We start from the raw sequence: 21,799 nt of genomic DNA, 5'->3' as shown, positions 1-21,799 counted from the left end.
ATCTACAAGAATTATTCCAACAAAGATGATTTTTTCTATTTGTAATGATTCTATTTATAAAATTAAAAAAACCTGCTGGTTTTTAACCAACAGGTTGTTTACTTATTTAAAATTCTGCATTTTGTGGTGTTCTTGGAAAAGGAATCGTATCTCTAATATTGCCCATTCCTGTGGCGAACATTACTAATCGTTCAAACCCTAATCCGAATCCTGAATGCACTGCAGTTCCATATTTTCTAAGATCTAAATACCACCATAATTCTTTTTCATCGATATCTAGTGCTTTCATTTTTTCTTTAAGCACCTCTAAACGTTCTTCACGCTGAGATCCTCCAACCATTTCTCCAATGCCTGGAAATAAAATATCCATAGCACGAACTGTTTTTCCATCTTCATTTAAACGCATATAAAACGCTTTGATATTTGCTGGATAATCAAATAAGATAACTGGACATTTGAAATGTTTTTCTACAAGAAAACGTTCGTGTTCACTTTGAAGATCTGCGCCCCATTCTTCAATGATGTAGTTAAATTTCTTTTTCTTATTTGGCTTAGATTTCTTTAGGATGTCAATTGCTTCTGTATAGCTCACACGCTTGAAATTATTGTCTACAACAAATTTGATTTTTTCAATTAAACTCATTTCTGAACGTTCGGCTTGAGGTTTTGTTTTTTCTTCATCAAGCAAACGTTTTTCTAAGAATTCTAAGTCCTCTTGATTATGTTCTAAGACATAACCAAGTACTGATTTCATAAAGTCTTCAGCAAGATCCATATTGCCTGCCAAGTCCATAAATGCGACTTCAGGTTCAATCATCCAGAATTCTGCTAAATGACGAGAAGTATTCGAGTTTTCGGCTCTAAATGTTGGTCCGAAAGTATATACTTTTCCTAAGGACATGGCGTAGGTTTCGGCTTCTAACTGACCAGAAACGGTAAGGTTAGTTTCTTTTCCGAAGAAATCTTCTTTATAGTTCACATTTCCGTTTTCATCTAAAGGTGGATTCTTGGCATCTAAGGCACTTACTCTAAACATTTCGCCTGCACCTTCAGCATCACTTCCTGTGATGATAGGTGTATGCATATGATAGAATCCATTATCATTAAAATATTTGTGAACGGCAAATGATAATGATGAACGCAAACGCATCACAGCACTAAATGTATTTGTTCTGGTGCGTAAGTGTGCATTTTCTCTCAAGAACTCAAGGGAGTGTTTTTTGGGTTGAATAGGGTACTCATCAGGATGAGAATCTCCTAAGATTTCAATTGACATCACCTGTATTTCTACCTTTTGTCCTTTACCTTGACTTTCAACTAATTCACCTTTTATATGAATTGCAGCGCCAGTGTTAATGCGCTTCAAAAGATCTTCGTCTGTATTTTCAAAATCAACAACACACTGTATATTATGTATGGTAGAACCGTCATTTAAGGCAATAAAACGATTGGCTCTAAATGTTCTTACCCAACCTTTAATTTCAATAGGTTGAAAGGTAATGTCTTGTGTTAATAATTGTGAAACTGTATAGCTCATTATTTTGAAATTTTATGCAAATATAAATGTTTATGAATTTATGTTTTCTTCGGAAATATCATCTTCCTCTGGAATAATATTAATAGATGGTTCTCGCATCACTTCCTTATTCGCAATGCTGCGTTCTAATGATAGCAGCAGCGAAGGAAGCAATAATAGATTTGAGAGCATTGCAAATAATAAGGTTGCCGAAACTAAGGCTCCTAAAGCAACAGTTCCACCAAAGCTTGAGGTTGTAAATACAATAAAGCCAAAGAATAATACAATGGATGTGTAGAACATGCTAACACCGGTTTCGCGCAATGCGGCATATACTGATTTACGAATCTTCCAATGGTTAGCCTGTAATTCTTGTCTGTATTTGGCTAAGAAATGAATGGTATCATCTACCGAAATTCCGAAAGCAATACTAAATACTAAAATCGTAGAAGGTTTAATAGGAACACCTAAATAGCCCATCAATCCTGCAGTAATCAACAGTGGAAGCAGGTTGGGGATAAGAGAGACGATAATCATTCTGAACGATCTAAACATATAAGCCATGAATAGGGAAATGAGAAAAATCGCTAAGGATAGAGAAATAGCTAAGTTTTTAACCAGATATTTTGTCCCTTTTTGAAATACTAAAGCTTTTCCAGTCATCGTCACATTATAACGATCTTCAGGCTGGAAGACTTTATTAATTTTATTTTGAAGGTCTTCTTCGATGCGCTCCATTTTATCTGTGCCGATATCTTTCATAAAGGTAGTTATCCGGGCATATTGTCCAGTACTATCCACAAAATTTTGAAGCAAATCTACTTTTGAAGATGAGTTTTTTGCGTATGATAAAATGAAACCATTTTCTTGACTTGTGGGTAATTGATAATATTTTGGATTACCGTTGTAGTAGGCCTGTTTACTGTATTTAACTAAACTCACAACGGAAATCGGACGTGATAATTCTGGTGTTTCGTCTATTAGATTTTCAAGCTCCTCCATTTTTTTTAGAGTGCTTAATTTCATAACCCCTTTTTTACGCTTGGTATCTACCATTATTTCTAAAGGCATAATCCCTTTAAACTCTTCTTCAAAGAAACGGATATCCTTAAAAAATGCTTCTTCTTTTGGCATATCTTCAATGAGCGATCCAGAGATTTCTATTTTATATATTCCAATGATACTCACAATAATGAGAATGAGTGAGGTCAGGTAAATGGCAATTTTCTTCTCTTTTACCATGCGCTCAATCCAATTAACAAAACCACCAATCCAGCGCTTATTCAAATGCTCCAGGTGACGGTCTTTAGGATAAGGTAAGAATGTATAGATGATAGGAATAACAAACAAGCACAGTACAAAAATAGCCAGAATACTCAGTGAGGCGACAATACCAAATTCCTTTAGGAGCTTGCTTTCAGTTAAAATAAAGGTTGCAAAACCAGAAGCTGTGGTGACGTTAGTCATTAAGGTAGCATTACCAACTTTAGTAATTACACGTTGTAATGACTTAACCTTATTACCATGAAGTTTCACCTCATGCTGGTATTTATTGATAAGGAAAATACAATTTGGAATACCAATGACGATAATTAGTGGTGGAATTAAAGCTGTTAAGACTGTGATTTCATAATTTAATAGTCCTAATATACCAAAGGTCCACATCACCCCTACACATACCACGATAAGTGAAATAATAGTGGCTCTGAACGACCTGAAGAACAGAAAGAAAATGAGCGATGTGACACCCAATGCCAGTCCAATAAATAGACCAATTTCGTCAACAATGTTTTGAGAATTCAGAGTACGGATGTATGGCATTCCTGACACTCGAACATCCAAATCGTTGGCTAATTCAAAATTTTTGATTTTTTCATCAAGGGTTTCCATGATGAAATCTTTTCTTACCGGTGTGTTGACGATCTCTTTTTTGAGATAGATGGCTGTTCTTATGGTTCTTGTTTCGGTATTGAATAAGAAATTATCATAGAATGGGTACTGCTTAAACAGTTCTTCTTGGAGTTTATCAATTTGTGCGATAGATGTAATAGAATCTTCAATAAATGGTACTAAATCAAAACGCTCTTCTTTTTTGTTTTTAATTAATTTCTGAAGATCATTTATAGATACTACGGTTTCAACTTCGTCATAAGTTTTGAAATCTTCCGAAAGTTGATTCCAAGCGTTAAGTTTTTCAACGGTGAATAGTGTTGAGTCTTTTACACCAATAACAATAAGATTGCCTTCTTCTCCGAAAATATTTAGAAATTCATTGTAGGTAACATTAACCTCATGATCATCTGGTAACAAGTTGGCTTCTGTGTAGGTGAAACGCATATGCTTCCATTGGGAACTAAAGAATACAGTCGCCAAAATAATAGCAATGAGTATACCAATTTTGTTACGCAATATTAATCGAGCAACAACTTCCCAGAAGTCCTTTGTAAACAATTTAAACATGTACCTTGTAAAAGAAGCGCAAAGTTAGAAAAAACCTAGGGATAAGCGATAATTTTAACGATATATTATCGCATCACAAAGTCACATTAAATGTGAATTTCGCGGCTATATTATCAGCAAAAGAAGGAAGGTGATATGCGCCATAACGATAGGCGAAACTTAAGCCAAATCCAAAAAGTAATTTATTTAACTCGATACCAGCTTCGGAATAGCCTTTTGATAAGGTGCTGAACTCAATATTTTGGTGGCGTTCAATATTACTCATATCACCAAATGCAAATCGAGAAATTAGCACTAACTGTGGTCTGTAGCGTTCTGTAATTTTAAATGGTTTCACAAAGTGTTTAATTTGTAATGTTGCAAACCGATCTGAAAAGAACTCATTGAAATACATTGTTTCAAAACTATTGATGCCAGCAACTGAAAAACGTTGCAACACAGTTTCCTTTGTAATATTATTAGGATAGGCGTGGTACAAATGTGTTAAAGGGGTGTTTCCAAGCGCAAGTCCAGAGGTTAGGGTCGCTTGAGTAAATACATCGTCATTATAGGTAAAGTGATGGACAGCTCTAAAATCGGTCTTAAAGAAGTTAAAGTCACCATTCAAAATATCTTTAAAACTTTGTGTGAATTGCAACGTAAATCTAGGATAGCCGGTTTTACGTTCAACAACGGTCCCATCGGAGGTTTCAAAATCACTTTTCGGACTCCATTGGAGTGATACTTTTGCTGTACTCACTTCGAAGTTATCATAGGAAACACCATCAATATTGTAAGTATAATCATAAGTAGGGTCGATTTTACTGATAGCAAATTCGGTTTCCGAAAGCAAATGATCTGAAAATTGATGTTCAATAGCTAGAGCCTTTGTAATATGTTTATGAAACAGATCGATATTTAATAATCGGGGTTCAAAAAAAGAAAAAAAGCGCTTGTCAGTTAAAAAAATTGAGCTCCCTGTTTCTTGCAGGTCGTCTGTGTATGACAAGTTAATCCATGTATTCGAGGCTTCATTAATTCTAAAGCCACCACCTATTTTGTATTTAAATCGGTGATCTTTAAAGCCGTAAACGACATATGAATTAACACGATATTTTTTTGAAAAATTTTCGTTGGTCACACCACCTAAACCAGTTCTAAGACCTTCATATTGATTGAATTTTATAAGATAACGCAAATCAAGATTAATAAATTTAGTAGGTAAGAAGCCATTTCCTAATTGTTTTAAAAATTCACGTTTTTTCAGAGAATCTTGCGCAACACTTATAGTGTCTTTAGCTGATGGTGGTGGGTTTTGCGAATATAATGCACAGGTGAAGAGCGTAAATAAAATTAAGCAATAAATCTTATGCATTGAGTAGAGGTTGAAAAATGGATTAATAAAAAAAGCGACTTTAAAAATGTCGCTTTTGAAAGTTATACCGTCATGATTTCATTTTCTTTGGCATCAAAAATTTCATCTATCTTTTTAACGTAGCTATCCGTCATTTGTTGTACATCAATTTCTGCATTTTTTTGAAGATCCTCTGAAATGTCTTCTAGATTTTTGAGGTCATTATTTGCTTCTTTTCTTGCGCTTCGTACTCCAACTTTGGCATCTTCTGCTTCTGCTTTGGCTTGTTTTGATAAGTCACGTCTTCGCTCTTCGGTTAAAGGTGGAACATTAATAATAATAACTTCGCCATTATTCATAGGGTTGAACCCTAAATTAGCGAACATTATACCGCGTTCAATTTCTTGTAACATACTTTTTTCCCATGGTTGAACAGTAATAGTTCTGCCGTCAGGAGTATTGACATTAGCCACTTGTGATAAAGGCGTTTGAGACCCATAATAATCTACCATAACATTTCCTAGCATTGCAGGACTTGCTTTACCGGCTCTAATATTCAAAAATTGTTTTTCTAGGTGCTTCATTGCAGCATCCATTGCTTCTTTAGTGGTGTCTAATATAAATTTTATCTCCTCGTTCATATTTAAAAAACTTTAATGTATTAATACTAGTTTACAAATCTAATATCACCAATAAATGGTTGTTTTTTAGCTTTAATTTCGTTAAAAACAGAAACGATAATAAGGCTATACTTTGTTTTATTTAAAACAATTCTAGCTATTTGGCAACATTAATTACTGATACTAAACTAATGTTTACCAAAAAATAAGCCAAAACTTATAAATTAACTTTAGTGCCAATATTTTCTCCAGAAACGACCTTGAAGAGGTTTCCTTTCTTATTCATATCAAATACAATAATTGGTAATTTATTTTCCTGACTTAATGTAAAAGCCGTAGTATCCATTACTTTAAGTCCTTTTCTTAGGACATCATCAAAAGTAATATGATCAAATTTTATAGCATCGGCATTTTTTTCTGGATCTTCATTATATATGCCGTCAACACGCGTTCCTTTCAAAATCACATCTGCCTCTATTTCAATAGCTCGTAAGACTGCTGCTGAGTCTGTCGTAAAATAGGGGTTTCCTGTGCCTCCACCAAAAATAACAACACGGCCTTTGTTAAGATGGCTCATTGCTTTTCGTCTAATAAAAGGTTCTGCGACTTCATTAATTTTAATTGCCGTTTGCAAACGCGTTTTAACGCCAGCATCTTCCAATGCATTTTGTAAGGCTAATCCATTAATAACAGTGGCGAGCATTCCCATATGATCTCCTTGAACACGATCCATACCATGCATGGCTCCGGCGACACCTCTAAAAATATTACCACCACCTATAACAATGGCAACTTCAACACCTAAATCGGTGATTTCTTTAATATCTTTAGCATATTCGGCTAAACGTTCTGGGTCAATTCCATATTGGCGTGATCCCATTAATGCTTCACCAGATAGTTTTAGGAGTATTCTTTTGTATTTCATTAGTCGTGTTTATTGCTTTTAGTAATCAAATGCAAATCGCCATGTTCATATTTGTCTTTCAATTAAATTAATAGCTATGGCTTATGTTAAGATTCACTTGAAAGTTTAGCAAATATAATCATTATTGTAATTTAGAAAAGTAGAATTTTACAAATAAAAAAACCACTAGCCTTAATCTAAGGGTAGTGGTTTTTTGTATACCATTTTATTCGAGACCTTTCGACAGAGCTCTAGGTGATAAGAATAACTGAAGGCTTTGGTATTTATCCTACTGTAGCACGTTTGAATCCAGTAACAGCAACATCACCGTAAGATGCTACATACTGAGCGACAGTTTTCTTTTCATCTTTAATAAACTTTTGATCTAACAAACATTTTTCTTGATCTAAAGTGGTATTATCAGAAATAAAACGTTCCATTTTACCTGGTAAAATTCTGTCCCAGATTTGTTCTGGTTTACCTTCTGCTTTTAATTCTGCTTTTGCAGCAGCTTCAGCTTCAGCAATGACTTCAGGAGTTAATTGCGCCATAGAGATGTATGTAGGTACGTTTTTTAATGTTTTTCCTAAACGACCTAATTCGATGTTCTCTTTTTCAATAACAGCAATTCTTGCTTCAGTTTCTGAAGCAATGAAAGCGGGCTCAAAATCTTTGTAAGATAATGTTGTTGCACCCATAGAAGCAACTTGCATAGCAATATCCTTCACTAAAGTTTCAACGTTATCAACTTTCGCAGATAATCCTACTAAAGCAGCAATTTTGTTAATGTGAACATATTGTCCAACATATGGTGCATCTAATTTTTCAAAAGAAGTGATGTCTAATTTTTCACCAATAACACCAGTTTGTTCTATTAATTTTTCAGCAACAGTCATTCCATCGAAATCAGCAGCTAAAAATTCGTCTTTAGAATTAGTATGTAATGCGATATCTGCTAATTGGTTAGCCAATGCTATGAAGTTTTCGTTTTTTCCAACGAAATCAGTTTCACATCCTAAAACGATAGCAACACCAGAAGTGTGATCTGCATTAATTTTTGCAATTGCAGCACCTTCAGAAGAATCTCTGTCAGCTCTTTTTTCTGCAACTTTTTGACCTTTTTTACGAAGTACTTCAATAGCTTTATCGAAATCACCTCCAGCTTCAACTAAAGCTTTCTTGCAGTCCATCATTCCTGCACCTGTAGCTTGTCTTAGTTTGTTTACCTCTGCGGCTGTTATTTTTACAGTATTTTCCATAGATTTAATATTTAAAAAATCGTTCAATGGTTTTCTGGGAAGAAAGCAATTAAACGATTCAATGATATTGAGTAATTTTTAATTTATTCTTCTTCGTTAGCTGCAACTGGTGCAACAACTTTTTCTTCAGTTTTCGTTTTAGCCTTTGGTTCAGCTTTTGCTTCAGTCTTTACTTCTGCCTTAGCTTCAGTTTTTACTTCAGCTTTCACTTCTTTATCTGCTGCTGGTGATTTTTCACTTTTAGCATCTTTTTCAGCTTTTTCTGATTTTCTTTCAGCTAGACCATCTGCTACTGCTTCTGCTACTGCAGACATAATGCAGTTAATCGATTTCGAGGCATCATCATTAGCTGGAATTAAATAATCTACTTCGCGTGGATCTGAGTTCGTATCTACCATTGCGAAAATAGGAATGTTTAATTTCTGCGCTTCTTTAATAGCGATGTGCTCACGTTTAATATCTACAACAAATAAGGCTCCAGGTAAACGTGTCATATCAGAAATAGAACCTAAATTCTTTTCTAATTTAGCACGTTGACGATCTACTTGTAAACGTTCCTTCTTTGATAATGAGTTGAATGTACCGTCTTTTTTCATACGATCAATCATAGCCATTTTCTTAACCGCTTTTCTAATCGTTACAAAGTTGGTTAACATTCCGCCAGGCCATCTTTCAGTAATATAAGGCATGTTTACATTTCCTGCTTTTTCAGCAACAATGTCTTTCGCTTGTTTTTTTGTAGCAACAAATAAGATTTTCTTTCCCGAAGCTGCAATCTTGTGAAGGGCTTCAGAAGTTTCTTGAATTTTTGCTTGTGTTTTGTAAAGGTTGATGATATGGATACCGTTACGTTCCATATAAATGTAAGGAGCCATGTTTGGGTCCCATTTTCTTGTCAAGTGACCAAAGTGTACACCTGCTTCAAGTAATTCTGTTACTTCTACTTTTTTCATTTTTTAATCGTTTACGTTCTGTTAAATTAGCAATGTTTAAGTGGTTGCTTACGCTCGCCTTAACCATTTAGATGCTAAACTATACCCGAACTCGTTTCAGGATTTTTTAATGTGTGCTGAATTGCATTCAACACGTTTAATTTAAAGCTGTTCCGGATTGACCAGAACAGCTTTGAAAATGTTTTATATTCCGAAGAAAATTCAGAATAATAACAAAGAATAGGATTAACGTTTCGAGAATTGGAATTTCTTCCTTGCTTTCTTCTGACCGAACTTCTTACGTTCAACCATACGAGGGTCTCTAGTTAATAATCCTTCTGGCTTTAATATTAGTCTGTTTTCTGCATCCAACTCACACATCGCGCGAGATAATGCTAAACGGATCGCTTCGGCTTGGCCTGTAATGCCACCACCATAAACGTTTACTGTAATATCAAAGTTGCCATCGTTGTTAGTCATGGTTAAAGGTTGGTTTACTTTATACTGCAATGTTGCAGTTGTAAAATAATCCGCCATGTCTTTTTTGTTTACCGTGATCTTGCCTTTTCCTTTAGCAAGGTACACACGAGCAACAGCCGTCTTTCTACGACCGATTTTGTGCATTACTTCCATTAGTTAACTTTTGTTAAGTCAATTGTTTTTGGTTTTTGAGCTTCATGTGTATGAGCCGAACCAACAACAACATTTAAATTACGGAATAACTCTGCGCCTAATTTGTTTTTAGGGAGCATTCCTTTTACTGATTTTTCCACGATTCTTGCCGGATCTTTTCCAAACAATTCATTCGCAGTTAAACTTCTTTGACCACCTGGATACCCTGTGTGACGAATGTACGTTTTGTCATTCCACTTGTTTCCTGATAAGTTGATTTTTTCTGCATTGATAACAATAACGTTATCTCCGCAATCAACATGTGGTGTGAAGTTAGGCTTGTGTTTACCTCTTAAAAGTATTGCTACTTTAGAACATAAACGACCTAGTGTTTGATTTTCAGCATCAACTAAAACCCACTCTTTATTAACAGTAGCCTTGTTTGCTGAAATCGTTTTGTAGCTTAATGTATCCACACTTATTCATATTAATCACCTGTCTCACGACAAGCTGGTTAAACTTTTCTCTCTCAAAAAGAGTTTGCAAATTTACGATTATATATTTGATTACCAAACCCTGTAACGGGTTTTTTGTCGGGAATTTAAAGGTCTTATCTAATGCGCCGGCATTCAAGGTTGAACGGTGGCACGTCGCAATCTATCGTTAATCGATTTGCCTAAGCCAACATCGGGCAGAAGTTCGGCAACAATGAGGTCTAAATTTTGCTTATCCAGTTGGTGTAAGGCATCGTAAAGTTTTGATGCGGCTTCTTGATCATTTTTAGTTTGAGAAAGCACAATCTGAAACGCAATAGACTCATGATGACACCCTGTGCTGAAAGCCAAAACACCAATACGTTTTTCGGTATTGTTTTTAATAGCTTCGGAAATATTATCGGTTAAGATGGTTTGTGTTGAAGGTGCATAATGGCGCTCTAACATTCCTGGTGCGTTGGGAGCAATGTCTTCTTTGTTCTTAATTTCGATAGTTCCAACAACACGTTCAATGGCTTCAATAGCTGTAGATCCTAACCGGTAAATGATAGGGGCCTCACCTTCAAATCCGATAATGGTAGATTCGATGCCGCGTTGACAAGCACCACCGTCTAATACCATTTTGATATGATGTTTAAAATAGTCTTCCACATGCTGCGCTGTTGTGGGACTGATACTTCCAAACGGATTGGCACTAGGTGCCGCTAATGGAAAGTCCAACTGTTGTAATAATTTTAAAGTGATTGGGTGGTTTGGTACGCGAACTGCAACCGTATCTTTTCCTGCCGTAATCACATCAGGAATAATTGATTGTTTTGGAAGCACCAGTGTTAATGGTCCTGGCCAAAAGGCATCAGCCAATAGTCTTGCCTTTTCAGGAATATAACTTACAATGTTTGGTAATTGTGCAACAGAAGCGATGTGCACGATTAACGGATTAAAAAATGGACGTTGTTTTGTTTCAAAAACACACTTGATGGCTTTCTCGCTAAAAATATTTCCCGCCAATCCATAGACTGTTTCGGTGGGAATTGCCACCACATCCTCAGCTTGTAATAAAGCCACGGCTTTTGATATGTCTGTTGAAATAATACTCATAACCAAATTAGATTGCAATATTACTTCAAAAAAATGAAGTTTTAATGCACCTCCAACCAATTATCACTCATATCTATGACAACCTGAATAAAAACAGAGTTTTTACCCACATAAGTGCAAGACATTAAGCCTCAACTTTTTTGAACAGGGAGCATATGTGCTTTGTGAAAGTTAGGATTAAGGCAATACTAAAACAGGAATTTGAATGACGACCTATGGGATAAAGTCGATCGTTTCATAATCTTTTGCAATATAAAAGAATGGATAAGGCTCATTATCGTCAATGGTAATATTGGCTTTCACCGCAAAATGTTTTGTTTCTCCTGGAGCAGGATTTTCAATCCCGAATTTACGAGCTGAAACTGTAAGATCGTCTCCGCTGATTGTATTTTGAACTTGTTCTGTAACATCAACAGTATTTGCACCAGTGCCGTAAACAGCGAATTCGATATCTATGATAACTTTTTTTGCCATGGTTTTAATATAAAATTGGTTAAGCGCCAAATATAGTAATTCCGTTAGAATTCCATACTAGAAAAATGAAGTTGACGACATATGGTTGAGAAAACCTATTCAAATCAATGTTTCTGGAGGGTCTTCAAGCACTAATCACCACTTCTGGATGGCTAAATAGGGTATTCGTTTTGGATCAGTTTCATAATATGATACTCATAAGAGTTACAGACGTCTTATGATGTCAAAAAAACGAAACAATTCTTTAAAACACGAATGCGCTTTTAGTAGTTTTGCAGCTTTATATGTTTTAGATGATTTCAGTAGATAATTTAGCAGTAGAATTTAGTGGCCACACCTTGTTTAGTGAGGTGTCATTTACGATTAATGCAGACGATAAAATTGCCTTAATGGGTAAAAATGGCGCGGGAAAATCTACGATGATGAAGATCATCGCTGGTGTTCAAACTGCAACGCGTGGAAATGTGAGAGCGCCCAAAGATGCCATTATTGCGTATTTGCCGCAGCATTTATTAACGGAGGATGATACCACCGTTTTTGAAGAAGCGTCTAAAGCCTTTAGCCATGTGTTTGCCATGCGTGATGAGATGGAAGGTTTGAATAAGCAGTTAGAGACCCGAACCGATTATGAGTCTGATGCCTATATGAAACTTATTGAGCGTGTCTCCGATTTAGGAGAGCGTTATTATGCTTTAGAAGATGTGAATTATGATGCCGAAGTCGAAAAAGCACTCAAAGGTTTAGGCTTTAAGCAAGACGATTTTAACCGACAAACCAATGAGTTTTCTGGAGGTTGGCGTATGCGAATAGAACTTGCTAAAATCTTACTTCAAAAGCCAGATTTGATTTTATTAGATGAGCCTACCAACCATATTGATATAGAATCTGTGGTGTGGTTAGAAGATTTTTTAGTTAATAAAGCCAATGCTGTTGTTGTGATTTCTCATGATCGCGCCTTTATTGATAATATTACCAACCGAACCATAGAAGTCACTATGGGAGGTATTTATGATTATAAAGCCAAGTATACCCATTACTTGCAGTTGCGTGAAGACCGACGTGCACATCAAATTAAAGCCTACCAAGAACAGCAAAAAATGATTGCCGATAATCAAGCATTTATTGACCGATTTAAAGGCACCTATTCAAAAACAAATCAAGTATCGTCGCGAGAACGTATGCTTGAAAAGTTAGAGATTATTGAAATTGATGATGTCGATACCTCGGCATTGAAGTTGCGATTTCCGCAAACACCACGTTCAGGAGATTATCCTGTAACGGTAAAAGACGTCTCTAAATCCTACGGTATTCTTGATGTCTTTAGAAACGCCAATATGTCTATTGCTAGAGGTGAGAAAGTCTGTTTTGTAGGGCGAAATGGCGAAGGGAAATCGACGATGATTAAAGCCATCTTAGGTGAAATTGATGTGGAAGGTACTTGTGCTTTAGGACATAATGTAAAGGTTGGGTATTTTGCGCAAAACCAAGCCGCTTTGTTAGATGAAAGTTTGACGATTTTTCAAACCGTTGATGAGGTGGCCAAAGGTGATGTGCGCACACAAATTAAGAATATTTTAGGTCGCTTTATGTTTAAAGGCGATGACATTGACAAAAAAGTAAGTGTGCTCTCTGGAGGTGAAAAAACCAGATTGGCCATGGTGAAACTCCTACTCGAACCTGTGAACGTATTGATTCTCGATGAACCTACTAATCACCTTGATTTAAAATCTAAAGATGTGTTGAAAGAAGCTCTCCAAAATTTTGATGGGACCTTAATTCTTGTGTCTCACGATCGTGATTTTTTACAAGGCTTGTCTAAAAAAGTATTCGAATTTAAAGACCAACGTGTCATCGAACACTTTGAAACGATTGATGATTTCTTAGCTAGAAATCGTGTGGAGAGTTTGAAGGGGTTGGGGTTGTAGGTATTAATAATTCAAATTTGAAAATTGGATGTACGATCTTTACTCGAATGTGTGTTTATTTCTTTTATCGTAATATTTAACTCCTCAATTAATTCCCATTAATGCGCCTCTAACCAATTCTCACCAATATCTAAATCGACATCTAAAGGCACGTCTAGTTTGTAGGCACTTTCCATTTCCGTTTTGATGAGTGTTTTCATAGTGTCGAGTTCTGGTTTGTAGATATCAAAAACCAATTCATCATGCACTTGTAAGAGCATTTTCGATTTGTAATTGCCTGCTTGTAGCTTCTCATAAATGTTTATCATGGCAATTTTGATGATATCTGCTGCACTTCCTTGGATGGGTGCATTGACCGCATTTCGCTCGGCAGCACCACGAACCACCGCATTACGAGAATTGATGGCTGCCAAATAACGACGACGTCCTAAAACGGTTTGGACATAGCCATGATCTCTTGCAAAATCCACTTGCTCACTCATATACGCACGCAGTTTCGGATAGGTGTCATAATAAGTGTCAATGAGTTCTTTGGCTTCACCACGCGATAGATCGGTTTGATTACTCAATCCAAAGGCAGAGACACCATAAATGATTCCGAAGTTCACCGTTTTGGCATTACTACGTTGCTCACGAGTGACTTCTGCCAATGGGACATTAAAGACTTTAGACGCGGTTGAGGCATGAATGTCTTCACCATTTTTAAAGGCTTCAATCATGGTTTCTTCTTGACTTAAAGCAGCAATAATTCGCAATTCTATTTGCGAGTAATCGGCAGCGAGTAGGGTATACTCTTCGTTTCTCGGGATAAAGGCTTTACGCACTTGTCGTCCACGTTCGGTACGGATTGGAATATTCTGTAAATTCGGATTATTACTACTCAGTCGGCCAGTCGCAGCAACGGTTTGCATATAATCGGTATGGACGCGACCCGTAGTTTCCTCAACTTGTAAAGGCAAGGCATCCACATAGGTGCTTTTTAGTTTTGCGAGTCCGCGATATTCTAAAATATCTCGAATGATCTCATGGTCTTTAGCGAGATAGGATAAGATGTCTTCAGACGTGGCGTATTGTCCGGTTTTGGTCTTTTTGGGTTTATCGACTAATTTCAGCTTTTCAAAAAGGATAATTCCCATCTGTTTTGGTGAGGCAATATTGAATTCTTCACCAGCCGCTTCATAAATTTTCTTTTCAAGCACAGCTATGTCTGTATTGAGCTGTTCCGATAAGGAATTCAAGAAGGCCTTATCCAAATTGATGCCTTCCAATTCCATAGCAGCTAACACCCGAAGTAATGGCACTTCAATCTCATCAAATAGCTTTTGTGTATTGGCTTCGGTTAATTCTTTTTCGAAGTGCTCTTTGAGTTGTAAGGTGATATCGGCATCTTCAACCGCATATTCCGTTTGTTTGTCTAACGGTACATCGCGCATCGACATTTGGTTTTTCCCTTTTTTACCAATGAGTTCTACAATAGAAATTGGAGTATAATTGAGATAGGTTTCTGCTAGGACATCCATATTATGGCGCATATCTGGATTGATTAAATAATGCGCTAACATGGTATCAAAAAGTTTGCCTTTGACGTCAATATTGTATTTGGCTAAGACCTTGATGTCATATTTTAAATTCTGACCAATCTTTTCAATGGCCTCGTTTTCAAAAAATGGACGAAAGATTTCAATGAGTTCTTGTGCTTCGTTTTTATCTTGTGGAAATGGGACATAAAAGCCTTTTCCGGCTTCCCATGAAAAAGCGATGCCAACAAGTTCTGCTGTTAAGGGATTGAGTCCAGTAGTTTCGGTATCAAAACACACAGCCGTTTGGTTCATCAAGTTTTTAACGAATAAAGTAGTAGCCATTCCTGGTGCTACGCTTTGGTAAAAATGAGACGTAGTTTCGATCGTACGTCTAACGTATTCTGAAGTCGTTTCGGTTGCTGTCGTTGCGTCACCACCAAACAATGAAAACTGTCCTGCGCCAGCAGATTTCTCTTCTTTTGGTGTGGGCTTGGCTTCTGGTGGCTTGCTGTCATTGGATTGTGTGGCTGCAGGTGTTTCGGTTTCCGAAGGGAAAGCTTTTAAAAAGTTATCGGTGAGTCGTCTAAACTCTAACTCTTGAAAAATTTCTTTGACTTTTTCAATATCTGGATGATCGAGTTCAAAATCTTTAGCATCAAAAGTCACAGGGACGTCCAACATGATTTTTGCCAGTTCTTTTGAAAGTCGACCAAGCTCAGCATTGGCTTCTACTTTTTCTTTCATCTTGCCTTTAAGCTGATCGGTATTAGCGAGGAGATTTTCCATACTGCCAAACTCTTTGATAAACTTTTTGGCTGTTTTTTCACCTACACCAGGAAGTCCGGGAATGTTATCAGAGGCGTCTCCCATCATCCCCAAAAAGTCAATGACCTGATCTGGTGTTTCGACTTCAAATTTTTTCTGAATTTCAGGAATCCCCCAAGTTTCATAACCACCTCCAAAAACCGGTCTGTACATAAAAATGTTTTCGGTGACCAATTGTGCAAAATCTTTATCAGGGGTTACCATATAGGTTTTATAACCTTCTTTTTCCGCTTGACGAGATAATGTACCAATAACGTCATCGGCTTCAAAGCCATGTTTTTCAATAATAGGAATATGCATGGCCTCAAGAATCTCATGAATACGTGGAATAGCCGTTTTAATACCTTCAGGGGTTTCATCACGATTGGCTTTATAGGCTTCATACATTTCTACACGATCAACACTACCGCCATTATCAAAACAAACCGCCAAATGGTCTGGTCTTTCACGTTTAATGACATCTAATAGCGAGTTCATAAACCCCATAATGGCTGAGGTGTCTTCCCCTTTAGAGTTGATTCTTGGATTTTTTATAAAAGCGTAGTACCCGCGAAAAATAAGGGCGTAGGCATCAACGAGGAATAGGCGTTTTTGATCTGACATCGGAATGAATTTGTAAGAGATTCAAAGCTACGAAAAGTTATGAGTAATTTGAGAATTATTTGAACTACAATTTGTAATTTTCCGAAGTAAAATAAATACGAATGAGAAATTTTTCTATCGCTATCCATGGAGGCGCAGGAACCTTAGTTAAAGGTTTAATGACTACTGAATTGGAAGCGGAATATAAAGCGGCATTAAAACAAGCATTAGATAAAGGGTATCATGTTTTAGAAACAGGTGGAAGTGCTTTGGATGCGGTTGAAACTGCAGTTAAATCTTTAGAAGACACACCGTTATTCAATGCTGGAAAAGGCGCTGTGTTTACAGCAGAAGGCACCCATGAAATGGACGCCTGTATCATGGACGGAAAAACGCGCAATGCTGGAGCTGTTTCCTTAGTTACTGGGATAAAAAACCCTGTGTCTTTAGCTAGAGACGTGATGGATAATAGTTATCATGTGTTTTTAGCTGGAGAAGGCGCGATGCAATTTGCTAAAGGGCGAGGGTATACCATTGAATCTCCGGAGTATTTTTACGATGAGATACGTTACCAACAATGGCAAGGCATAAAAGACAGTGAGACGTTTCAGTTGGATCACAGTGTGAAAAAAGACGGAAAGTTTGGAACTGTTGGCGCTGTGGCTTGCGACCAAGACGGGAATATTGCGGCAGCAACTTCTACAGGTGGAATGACCAATAAAAAATGGGGACGAGTAGGCGATAGCCCGATGGTTGGCGCAGGAAATTATGCCAACAACAAGACCTGTGCCATCTCGTGCACAGGAAGTGGTGAATTCTTTATTCGCGGAGTTGTAGCTTACGATGTGGCTAGTTTAATGGAACACAAAAACATGAGTTTAAAAGCTGCTTCAGAAGAGGTCATTCATAAGCGTATTCTCGAAATTGGAGGTGATGGTGGGTTAATTGCTGTGGATGCGAATGGAAATATTGCCATGCCTTTTAATACAGAAGGGATGTATCGTGGGTTTAAAACTTCTCAAGGAGAAGAAACCGTGTTGATTTATAAATAATAAGAGTTGTTTTACTTTCTTCCATCTCACCGGTAAAAAGTAAAAGATGAGTGCCCATACAAAAAAAGCGTTCTGGAATAAAATGCACATAGATGATTGAACCAACTTGTAGCATTAAAAATAAAATTCCGATCATAAACCTAAGCTTCATAGGTTTCGAAACTAAAAGAATTTAATTTGAATTTAAAAAAAAATTAGATAAATGGTGCTTCAATAGGAAGAACAGTTACTTTTCGTTGTTTGATATTGTACTGATCGCCATTGGACAACACATGAACAGTTAAATTTGCCATAGTCATAGGTGTGCCTTCTTCTAATACTTTTTCATTGTTGTGAGTCAATTTACTTCCGTCAAAAACAATAATCATTCCTGATCCAATCACGGTACACTCGTTACCATTCTTAATAATAATTCCGGTGTCTTCTGCTAATCCAAAACCAATTATATTTGGAAATTTAGCAATGGCTTCACTTTGTCTCCCAAAGCGCCCTCGTTTAATGAAGTGCGTATCAATAATGAGGTCGGGAATTAGCCCAAGACCTTTATACATTTTTACGGCACCTTTATAAAAAGCTTCAGACGCACTGCCGCCTGCTATCATTTCATTAGCCATAACCATAGCACCAGCACTTGTTCCTGCAATAACAAAACCTTTTTCGTTTTGATAGCGATCTAATAAAATTTTGTGGATAGAAGTTCCTCCAATTCTGTCAGTAATTTTAGATTGATTCCCACCAGAGAACATGATGCAGTTGGCAGAGGTCATTAAATTAATGGAGGACTCTTTTTCAGAATCTTCTTTACTTCTAATATCTAAAACAGTAACATCGTTACATCCTAAAGTTTTAAAAGCTTCTAGATAATTAGCGCCAACTTCTTCGGGAATACTCGACGCAGTTGGGATCACAACAATTTTTGCTGATGTTCCTCCAGCTTCTTTGACCACGTGATATAAGATACCTTCATCAATAAACTCCAAGGTATATTGTTCGTGCTCTTCTATTCCTTTGTCCTCATTTCCACCAATAGGGATTAATGTTCCTTTATTCGTCAACATAAAAATCTTTCTCTCGTTTAAATATTGGGCAAAAATAAACTAAATTTTCTTCTGAAAAATACTATATTTATAATCTTTCACAAAATTTAAATTAAAACTAACTAACATGAAAATACGCGAGATTAATGCCATGCGAGGACCTAATTACTGGTCTATTCGCCGTCATAAATTAATTGTAATGGTATTAGATCTTCAGGAAATGGAAGAACAACCATCTAATAAAGTTGATGGCTTTTATGAACGATTAAAAACTATGTTTCCAGGGATGTTTGAGCATAGATGTTCGGTGGGAGAACCAGGTGGTTTCTTTCAAAGGGTAGAAGAAGGGACCTGGATGGGTCATATTATAGAACATATCGCCTTAGAAATTCAAACTCTTGCGGGTATGGATGTTGGTTTTGGAAGAACACGAGGTTATGGCGAAGAAGGAGTTTATAGCGTGGTTTTTGCCTATATGGAGGAATCTGTTGGACGCTTTGCCGCAAAAGCTTCTGTGCGCATATGTGAGGCATTGATTAGTGGGGAACCTTATGATTTGTCTGAAGACATACAAGAAATGCGAGAACTTCGCGAAGCCGATCGTTTAGGGCCTAGTACAGGTTCTATAGTAGCGGAAGCTGAGTCTCGAGGTATACCATGGATACGGTTAAATAAATACTCGCTGGTTCAGTTAGGTTATGGGGCTAATCAAAAGCGAATTCAGGCAACAGTAACGAGCGAAACTAGCAGTATTGGTGTAGAATTAGCTTGTGATAAAGAAGATACGAAATACCTCTTAGAACAGGCAGAAGTTGAAGTGCCTAAAGGTGATATTATTCGCCGTGAACGTAGCTTAGAAGAGGCATGTCGCTATGTGGGTTATCCTTTAGTGATTAAACCAGTTGATGGAAATCACGGTCGAGGAATTACTGTAGATATAAGAAATTATGAAGATGCCTTGGAGGCTTTTAAACATGCCAAAGAGAGTTCGCGTAGTGGCGCAATAATCGTAGAGAAATTTATTACGGGTGAGGATTATAGGTTACTTGTAATCAATAATAAGTTAGTGGCTGCGGCAATAAGAACTCCTGCGCATGTTATTGGAGATGGTAAATCATCAATTCAAGAACTTGTTGATGAGGTTAATAAAGATCCAAGACGTGGTTACGGTCATGAAAATGTATTGACGCAAATTTCTATTAATGAATTGACAAAAACGATCATAAAAGATGCTGGATATACTCTTGATTCTGTGATTCCAGAAGGAGAACGACTAATTTTAAAAGACACAGCAAATCTGAGTACAGGTGGAACCGCAGAGGATGTCACTGATATTTTGCATCCTGCAAATGTGTCAATGGCAGAGCGAATTTCAAAAATCATTGATTTAGATATTTGTGGAATTGATGTGATGACAAGTGATATCACGAAACCACTAAGTGAAACAGGGGGTGCCGTTTTAGAAGTGAATGCTGGTCCAGGATTTAGAATGCATTTAGCACCAACCACTGGATTGCCAAGAAATGTGGCTGCACCAGTAATTGATAAGTTATTTCCAACAAAGAGTGATACGGGACGAATTCCTATCATTGCTGTAACAGGAACAAATGGAAAAACAACAACATCTCGACTTATTGCACATATCACAAAAATGAATGGTTACCGTGTAGGTTATACCACAAGTGATGGCGTTTATATTCAGAATAGATTATTAATGACAGGTGATTGTACTGGTCCGTCAAGTGCCGAATTTGTACTGAAGGATCCAACCGTAAATTTTGCAGTTCTAGAATGTGCTCGAGGCGGTTTATTAAGAGCTGGCTTAGGCTTTAAGAAATGTGATGTTGGTGTTGTGACTAATGTAGCAGCTGATCATTTGGGTTTAAAAGGGATTCATACTATCGAACAATTGGCTAAAGTTAAAGGAGTTATTCCAGAAACTGTTTTGCCAGATGGATATGCGATTTTAAATGCAGATGACGATTTGGTATATAATATGCGAAGAAGCGTAGATTGCAATGTCGCCTTGTTTTCGATGGATGAGAATAATCCAAGAATTAAAGCCTTGCAACGCTTACATGGTATAACAGCTGTATATGAAAATGGTTACGTTACGATTTGCAGAGGAGAATGGAAAATGCGTATTATGAGGGCTGAAAACATTCCGTTAACTTACGGTGGTAAGGCAAAATTTATGATACAAAACGTACTCGCAGCCATTCTTGCGGTGCATGTACAGGGCATAAGTATAGAGGATATGAAGGCAGGATTAGAAACGTTTATTCCGTCGGCTTCTCAAACTCCAGGACGATTAAATTTATTCAAGTTTAATAACTTCAGTATTTTATTAGACTATGCTCATAACCCATCTGGTATGAGAGCACTACAAAAATTTACAGATGAGTTAGACGCCACAGTTAAAGTAGGTATTATCGCCGGACTAGGAGATCGACGGGTTGAAGACAATAATGAAATGGGTGCTATTGCTGCCGAAATGTTTGATGAGGTAATTATTCGACAAGACAAACGATTACGCGGTAAAACAGAACAAGAACTCATTAAAATGTTGGATGATGGTATAAAGAGGAGAGATCCCAATAAGAAAACAACCATTATTCCATCTGAAAAAGAAGCGATTACTTTTGCGGTAAAAAATGCAGTAAAAGGGTCTCTTATTGTTTTATGTAGTGATGTGATACCTGACGCATTAGAATTGGTTAAAAAGTTTAAAGAACAGGAAGCCAGGGGAGAATTAAATTTCGCATAATAATTAACAAAAAAAATCCGAAACACTAATGTTTCGGATTTTTTTTGATTTTTTTTAAACGCATTAACAAAGCTTTACTTCCTTCACTTTTATTTGTAAACTTTTACGATAAGCTTTGATGCTGATAATATCTGAACTTTTCTTTCTGTTAATTTTTAGTAATTGAGACTTAGCAGTAGAGTTAGATGAGGTTTGTTTCGCATTTTGAGTTTCTGCTTTCTTTTCAATGATAATTTCAGCAGTATCATTATTTTTGATATCAACATTAGCCTCCTGTCCTATAGAAATAAGAGGTAATATTGTAAAGGCTAATATGGTTAATATTTTTTTCATAATCACTGAGGTGTTGTGTTTTAACTCAAGCCAAAGAAACACAACAAATAGAGTGC

Annotated in this window: 17 protein-coding genes; 3 read left to right on the top strand and 14 right to left on the bottom strand. The window is 36.8% G+C overall.

The genetic code is table 11. The annotated features are described in order from the left end of the window. Window positions 1-106: 106 nt before the first annotated feature. The 11 genes from asnS to BLT57_RS01175 all read right to left on the bottom strand — a co-directional run bounded on the left by asnS (window position 107) and on the right by BLT57_RS01175 (window position 11,702). Window positions 107-1,537, bottom strand: coding sequence for an asparagine--tRNA ligase (gene asnS, locus BLT57_RS01225; RefSeq protein ID WP_157717091.1), 1,431 nt, complete (start codon window positions 1,535-1,537; stop codon window positions 107-109). Between the two features lie 30 nt (window positions 1,538-1,567). Next, on the bottom strand, window positions 1,568-3,976 hold the full coding sequence (locus tag BLT57_RS01220) for an RND family transporter (protein WP_091421170.1): 2,409 nt from the start codon (window positions 3,974-3,976) through the stop codon (window positions 1,568-1,570). A gap of 73 nt (window positions 3,977-4,049) precedes the next feature. Then, window positions 4,050-5,330, bottom strand: a complete 1,281-nt coding sequence (locus BLT57_RS01215) for a DUF5686 family protein (RefSeq protein WP_091421165.1) — start codon at window positions 5,328-5,330, stop codon at window positions 4,050-4,052. Window positions 5,331-5,392: 62 nt separating this feature from the next. Further along, window positions 5,393-5,950, bottom strand: coding sequence for a ribosome recycling factor (frr, locus tag BLT57_RS01210; RefSeq protein WP_091421161.1), 558 nt, complete (start codon window positions 5,948-5,950; stop codon window positions 5,393-5,395). A gap of 196 nt (window positions 5,951-6,146) precedes the next feature. Then, entirely contained in the window at window positions 6,147-6,854 is a 708-nt protein-coding gene (gene pyrH / locus BLT57_RS01205) for a UMP kinase (protein WP_091421159.1), read from the bottom strand. A 263-nt stretch (window positions 6,855-7,117) separates the two neighbouring features. After that, entirely contained in the window at window positions 7,118-8,092 is a 975-nt protein-coding gene (tsf, locus tag BLT57_RS01200; protein WP_091421156.1) for a translation elongation factor Ts, read from the bottom strand. A gap of 83 nt (window positions 8,093-8,175) precedes the next feature. Continuing rightward, window positions 8,176-9,045: a 30S ribosomal protein S2 gene (rpsB, locus tag BLT57_RS01195; RefSeq protein WP_091421153.1), complete on the bottom strand. Its 870-nt coding sequence runs from the start codon at window positions 9,043-9,045 to the stop codon at window positions 8,176-8,178. Window positions 9,046-9,270: 225 nt separating this feature from the next. Continuing rightward, window positions 9,271-9,657: a 30S ribosomal protein S9 gene (rpsI, locus tag BLT57_RS01190; RefSeq protein ID WP_091421150.1), complete on the bottom strand. Its 387-nt coding sequence runs from the start codon at window positions 9,655-9,657 to the stop codon at window positions 9,271-9,273. Then, window positions 9,657-10,112 carry a 50S ribosomal protein L13 gene (rplM, locus tag BLT57_RS01185; protein ID WP_091421148.1) on the bottom strand — a complete coding sequence of 152 codons (456 nt, stop codon included), beginning with the start codon at window positions 10,110-10,112 and terminating at the stop codon, window positions 9,657-9,659. The genes rpsI and rplM overlap by 1 nt, the downstream gene beginning before the upstream one ends. Before the next feature lie 153 nt (window positions 10,113-10,265). Next, a complete protein-coding gene (locus tag BLT57_RS01180; protein ID WP_091426592.1) occupies window positions 10,266-11,228 on the bottom strand; it encodes an L-threonylcarbamoyladenylate synthase in 963 nt (320 codons plus the stop codon). A 213-nt stretch (window positions 11,229-11,441) separates the two neighbouring features. Then, on the bottom strand, window positions 11,442-11,702 hold the full coding sequence (locus BLT57_RS01175; RefSeq protein ID WP_091421146.1) for a hypothetical protein: 261 nt from the start codon (window positions 11,700-11,702) through the stop codon (window positions 11,442-11,444). 293 nt (window positions 11,703-11,995) lie between these two features. Between BLT57_RS01175 and BLT57_RS01170 the strand changes: the two genes are divergently transcribed. Beyond that, a complete protein-coding gene (locus BLT57_RS01170) occupies window positions 11,996-13,627 on the top strand; it encodes an ABC-F family ATP-binding cassette domain-containing protein (protein WP_091421144.1) in 1,632 nt (543 codons plus the stop codon). 98 nt (window positions 13,628-13,725) lie between these two features. On the opposite strand, the gene polA is transcribed toward BLT57_RS01170, so the two are convergent. Further along, the gene (gene polA / locus BLT57_RS01165) at window positions 13,726-16,575 is read right to left on the bottom strand and encodes a DNA polymerase I (RefSeq protein ID WP_091421143.1); all 2,850 of its coding nucleotides are present in this window, start codon (window positions 16,573-16,575) and stop codon (window positions 13,726-13,728) included. Window positions 16,576-16,676: 101 nt separating this feature from the next. Between polA and BLT57_RS01160 the strand changes: the two genes are divergently transcribed. After that, window positions 16,677-17,606 carry an isoaspartyl peptidase/L-asparaginase family protein gene (locus BLT57_RS01160; RefSeq protein WP_091421140.1) on the top strand — a complete coding sequence of 310 codons (930 nt, stop codon included), beginning with the start codon at window positions 16,677-16,679 and terminating at the stop codon, window positions 17,604-17,606. Window positions 17,607-17,800: 194 nt separating this feature from the next. Here BLT57_RS01160 and BLT57_RS01155 read toward each other — a convergent pair whose 3' ends face one another. Beyond that, window positions 17,801-18,664, bottom strand: a complete 864-nt coding sequence (locus BLT57_RS01155) for a cyanophycinase (RefSeq protein WP_091421136.1) — start codon at window positions 18,662-18,664, stop codon at window positions 17,801-17,803. A gap of 106 nt (window positions 18,665-18,770) precedes the next feature. Here BLT57_RS01155 and cphA point away from each other — a divergent pair, with 106 nt between their 5' ends. Beyond that, on the top strand, window positions 18,771-21,410 hold the full coding sequence (cphA, locus tag BLT57_RS01150; protein WP_091421133.1) for a cyanophycin synthetase: 2,640 nt from the start codon (window positions 18,771-18,773) through the stop codon (window positions 21,408-21,410). Window positions 21,411-21,473: 63 nt separating this feature from the next. Here cphA and BLT57_RS01145 read toward each other — a convergent pair whose 3' ends face one another. Continuing rightward, entirely contained in the window at window positions 21,474-21,743 is a 270-nt protein-coding gene (locus BLT57_RS01145; protein WP_091421130.1) for a hypothetical protein, read from the bottom strand. Window positions 21,744-21,799: the final 56 nt, after the last annotated feature.

Source organism: Formosa sp. Hel1_31_208, assembly GCF_900104785.1.
Lineage (GTDB): Bacteria > Bacteroidota > Bacteroidia > Flavobacteriales > Flavobacteriaceae > Psychroserpens.
Note: the sequence above shows the minus strand (reverse complement) of the source record. Positions and strands in the feature narration are given on the sequence as shown.